3 protein-coding genes are annotated in these 4847 nt (G+C 54.1%); all 3 read left to right on the top strand.

The features are described 5' to 3' along the window. The first annotated feature begins 227 nt into the window (after positions 1–227). On the top strand, positions 228–917 hold the full coding sequence (locus ACYC56_RS12205) for an alpha/beta hydrolase family protein (RefSeq protein ID WP_461374456.1): 690 nt from the start codon (positions 228–230) through the stop codon (positions 915–917). 174 nt (positions 918–1091) lie between these two features. After that, positions 1092–4523 carry a transcription-repair coupling factor gene (gene mfd, locus ACYC56_RS12200; RefSeq protein WP_461374455.1) on the top strand — a complete coding sequence of 1144 codons (3432 nt, stop codon included), beginning with the start codon at positions 1092–1094 and terminating at the stop codon, positions 4521–4523. A 4-nt stretch (positions 4524–4527) separates the two neighbouring features. Beyond that, positions 4528–4847, top strand: a 320-nt coding sequence (locus ACYC56_RS12195; RefSeq protein ID WP_461374454.1) for a SurA N-terminal domain-containing protein, incomplete at its 3' end; no start/stop codon positions are given.

The raw sequence follows: 4847 nt of genomic DNA, 5'->3' as shown, positions 1-4847 counted from the left end.
ATAGGCGAAATAAGTACTGAGGAGTATGAAGAGCAGAGACGCACTCGTGCTAGCTGATCTTCTTCGATACCTATCTTAATGGCGGGCTTTAGTGCTCGCCTTTTCCTTTTAAAAGCTTAACCTTGCTATTTATAACCCGACATATCCACAGTTTAACTTCCAGCATTTCAGGGTAGACTTCGCCTCGAGAGTTCCTCATGCTACCTGACCCAGAGAAGGTGTGCCGTATGGAGGAAAACAACGAAGCCAAATCAAGAGTTCCGCTTATCCGGGAGGTTAAACGGGGGGTATCCGAGGACGGGTATGAGCCGGTAATATTGGTAACCGGGCGCAGAGACATATCCTGCCGGTACTACCCGGTGCGGGGTACGCGTTTTGCAGCGATCTGGGTCGGCGGCGTCGGCGGCGACTGGGATACGCCGGTGCGGGGGCTGTACCCATATTTGTGTGAGGAGCTGCGCAACCATGATATCGCGTCGCTCAGGGTGCGCTTCAGGTATCCGACCAACCATGAGGAATCGGTATACGATGTGCTTGCGGGCATCAGTTTCCTCGAGAGCGAGGGAATTACCGATATCGCCCTTACCGGCCACTCCTTTGGTGGGGCGGTTGTCATACAGGCGGCGGTCCGCTCGCATTCGGTTAAAACGGTAGTCACCCTATCGACCCAGAGTTACGGCGCCAATGCCGTATCCGAGCTTTCCCCCGATTGCTCCATCCTCTTGATCCACGGGGACCAGGATATGGTACTGCCAAGTTCGAGTTCCCAGCTTGTCTACAACTTGGCGCATGAGCCCAAAAAACTCGTTATCCTCAAAGGCGACGGACATAGCCTTGATAAATCCACGCAAGAAGTACAGGAACTCGTCCATGATTGGATTATAGAACGGCTGAATCAACCAATCCCCGGCAGCTAGCATTCATCGCCCACAACCTGCTATATTGATTAAGGCGCGCATATGCCCGCCATAGAAAAAGCCGGTACTTACTACCGGCGAAAGTTTAATAGTCTTTTAAATTAGGCTTCTTAAGGGGGTCTGGGCGTTTGCCGAGGCCTTTTTGGCGTGCTGGCCGCACGCGAGGTTATATGAATGCACCTAAATGAAACATTACGTCTGGCACAAAAGAATCCGGCCTATACGGCGCTTCGCGAATCGGTCGCGGATAACGGTACGGCGGTCGCCTCGGTGGGTACATCCGCCAGGACCTTTGTGCTTTCCGCGCTCCATGCGGATATGCGAAAGCCGATGCTCGTGGTCACCGCGAATTCCGAACGGGCGCGTTTACTCTTTGCCGATCTCAAGGCATATTCGGTTGACGCCGAGCTTTTCCTCGATGTCGAGACGATGCCGTACGATTCGCTCTCACCAAGTCCGGCCTCGGTCGGCAAGCGGTTTGCGATACTCGACAAGATGGCGTCGGGCGAGGCATCCATCTGGGTTACTTCGGTTCAGGCCGCCGCCCGTATCATGGCGCCGCGTTCGGCGCAATTACACCGCCCGCTTATCCTGAAAATAGGCGATGAGGTCGATCTGCATGAACTGGCCGCCCGGTTGGGCGGTATGGGCTATTTAAGGGCGCCGCTGGTCGAAGGCCAGGGGCAGTTCAGCCTGCGCGGCGGCATCATCGATATCTTTCCCGCACAAGCGTCCGCGCCGGTGCGTATCGAATTCTTCGGCGATGAGGTCGACTCGATCCGTTCTTTCAATGTCACCAGCCAGCGCTCCGTCGCAAAACTGACAGACATCGACATCTATGGATGCCGTCAGGTGGCGCTCACCGAAAACAACGTCGCAAAAGCGCTCGTGCAGCTTACCGGCCCTTATTCGGAATGGCTTGAAGAAGAAGTCGGCAAGTTGAAAGACATGCTCTACTTCGAAGGCGTCGATAAATACCTGCCATTTCTATACGGCAAAGCGTCGACGGTTATGGATTACCTTTCCCCTGATGCCCTAGTCATCGTCGATGAGCCGGAGGAGGCCCTGCAAGCGGCGCAGCAGCACCTCTCGCAGCAGGTATCCTATATCGAACACCTTGCAGAACACCGGTCGATCATCACACCGCCGCACCCGTACTTTAGAAAGCCGAAAGAGGTCCTCGGCCGTGCCGGACTCGAACTCACCTCTTTAGGGGAGGCAAAGAGCACCCTTGCGATCAAGGCCTCACCTGTGCAGCCCCTTGCCGGCAGAATCGAGCAGCTCGGTGATCGGATCAACGACTATATGGGGCTCGGGTTAACCGTTGTCCTGGCGCTTCACGACCAGGCCCAACTTGATAAAATGGCGCAGGTTCTGGAAAAGAACGATGTTCCTTATACGTCCGGCGAAAGTGAACCTGCGGGGGACGCAAAGACGGTTTTGCTGGTAACCGGTGATATAAGCGGAGGATTCACAAGCGCTGATCTAGGACTGGCGCTTATATCCTATACAGATATTTTCGGCAGAAAGACCATCCAGCAGAAAAGTACGACCCAGATCAAGGGCCGCGCGATTGCCAATATCGCCGATCTAAAAGTCGGTGATTACGTGGTACACAGCACGCACGGCATAGCGGTCTACGGTGGATTGCAGCGCAGAGAAGTCGCCGGTATCGTGCGCGACTACGCGCTTCTTGAATATGCCGGGACGGACCGCCTCTTCGTCCCCATCGAACAGCTCGACCGGATTACGAAGTACATCGGCACCGCAGGCGAGGCGCCGGTCGTGTCGCGGCTCGGCGGCTCTGAATGGCTGAAGGCGAAGAAAAAAGCGAACGCATCGGTCAAGAAAGTGGCCTACGACCTTCTGTCGCTCTATGCCGAGAGGTCAAAGGCCAGAGGGACGGCCTTCACCCCGGATTCCCCATGGCAGAAAGAGCTTGAAGACGCATTTGTCTACCAGGAGACCCCTGACCAGCTGACGGCGATCGACGAGGTCAAAAAAGATATGGAAGATATCAAGCCTATGGATAGGCTGATCTGCGGCGATGTTGGGTACGGAAAGACCGAGGTGGCGGTCCGCGCAGCCTTTAAGGCAATCGTGGACGGCAAGCAGGTGATGGTGCTGGTGCCGACGACGATTTTGGCACAGCAGCATTACACCACGTTTAACGAGCGGCTTTCCCAATTCCCGGTTACGATCGAGATGGTAAGCCGATTTAGATCGCCGGCCCAGCAGAAGGATATCATAGATCGCTTTAACAAGGGCAAGGTGGATGTTCTCATCGGGACCCACCGGCTGCTCTCGCAAGATGTTAAGCCCCTTGACTTGGGGCTGGTCGTCATCGATGAGGAGCAGCGTTTCGGCGTCAACCACAAAGAAAAGCTGCGTAATTTTAAGAAAAGCGTGGATGTTCTTACGCTCAGCGCCACCCCGATTCCGCGCACTCTTCAGATGTCGATTGCCGGGGTGCGCGATATGTCGGTTATCGAGACCCCACCCGAGCATCGCCAGCCGATTATCACCCACGTCGGACGGTACGATCAGGAGATGATAGTGCAGGCCGTGCGCCGTGAGCTGGGACGCGGCGGGCAGATATACTACGTACACAACCGGGTCGAAACCATCGATCGGGTCGCCGCCCGCCTGCACACCCTGATTCCTGAGGCACGTGTGGCGGTCGCCCACGGTCAGATGAGCGAACACCAGTTGGAGAAGATAATGCTCGCCTTCCTCGAGAAGAAGTACGATGTTCTGGTGTGCACGACGATAATCGAGTCCGGTATCGACATCCCCAGCGTTAACACCCTTATCGTCGATATGGCCGAAATCCTTGGGCTTGCGCAGCTCTACCAGTTGCGCGGACGTGTCGGTCGCTCTGATCAACGTGCATACGCATACTTTTTCTTCTCGCCGCAAAGACTTCTTACGTTGCATGCCTTTGAGCGGCTTAAAACCATAAGCGACTTTACCGAGCTTGGCTCGGGCATGAAGATAGCTCTGCGCGACCTCGAAATACGGGGAGCGGGCGACTTGCTCGGTGCCGAACAACACGGGTACATGTCGGCAATCGGCTTCGAACTCTACTGCCAGATGCTTCGTGAGTCCATCGAACAGCTTGAAGGTAAACCGGTCTTTGAACCGGCCGAACTACGCATCGATCTACCCATCAATGCCTACCTGCCCGACACCTATATAGCCGAAGAAAGCCTGCGTATAGAGACCTATAAAAGAATCATTATGGCCCGCGATATCGATGATGTGCGGCAGGCCTCACTTGAGCTTAAAGACCGCTTCGGCGCACCGCCTCAGGCTGTCAACGCACTGCTTGACATAGCGAAACTTCGCCTGTCGGCACGACTTCTGGGCATTACCGAGATCGCTTACCAAAACCGTAGGATTAGGATTTCGTCGTTGCGCTTGACAAAGCAACAAGAAATGTTGTTGGCTAATAAATATGACAACGTGGCCTTCCATTCACAGAGAGACTATTTTGTTGTGACAAAGCTGGAGCAGGACCAAATAATAGCTTTTCTGCTAGCTTTGTTTGATGATATAATAATTGCGCTCACTACCGAGGTAATGAAAAGCCAGAAAGCGAGGTAATTTAATGAAGTTTTACAAATACGGCTTGGCGCTGGTATTGATTTTGGCCGTAGCTATAGCCGTCGTGGGGTGCTCTAAGGAACCACTTGCGGGAGAGGTAAACGGTAAGAATATCAGCGTCGCTGACGTTGATGAGAGGCTGGCGCAAATGACAGCCCAGCAGCCTGATGCGTTTACTGGCGCCCAGGGCGAACAACTAAAACAGCAGTTTAGGGCAAATGTTCTTGACCAATTGGTCGATATGGAACTCATGCTTCAAGAGGCCGATAAGATGGGCATCAAGGTCACCGATAAAGCGATAGATGCTAAAGTCAAAGAAATGAT

It is taken from the genome of Candidatus Aquicultor sp. (assembly GCF_054640775.1).
This window is presented reverse-complemented; position numbering and strand designations above follow the sequence as displayed.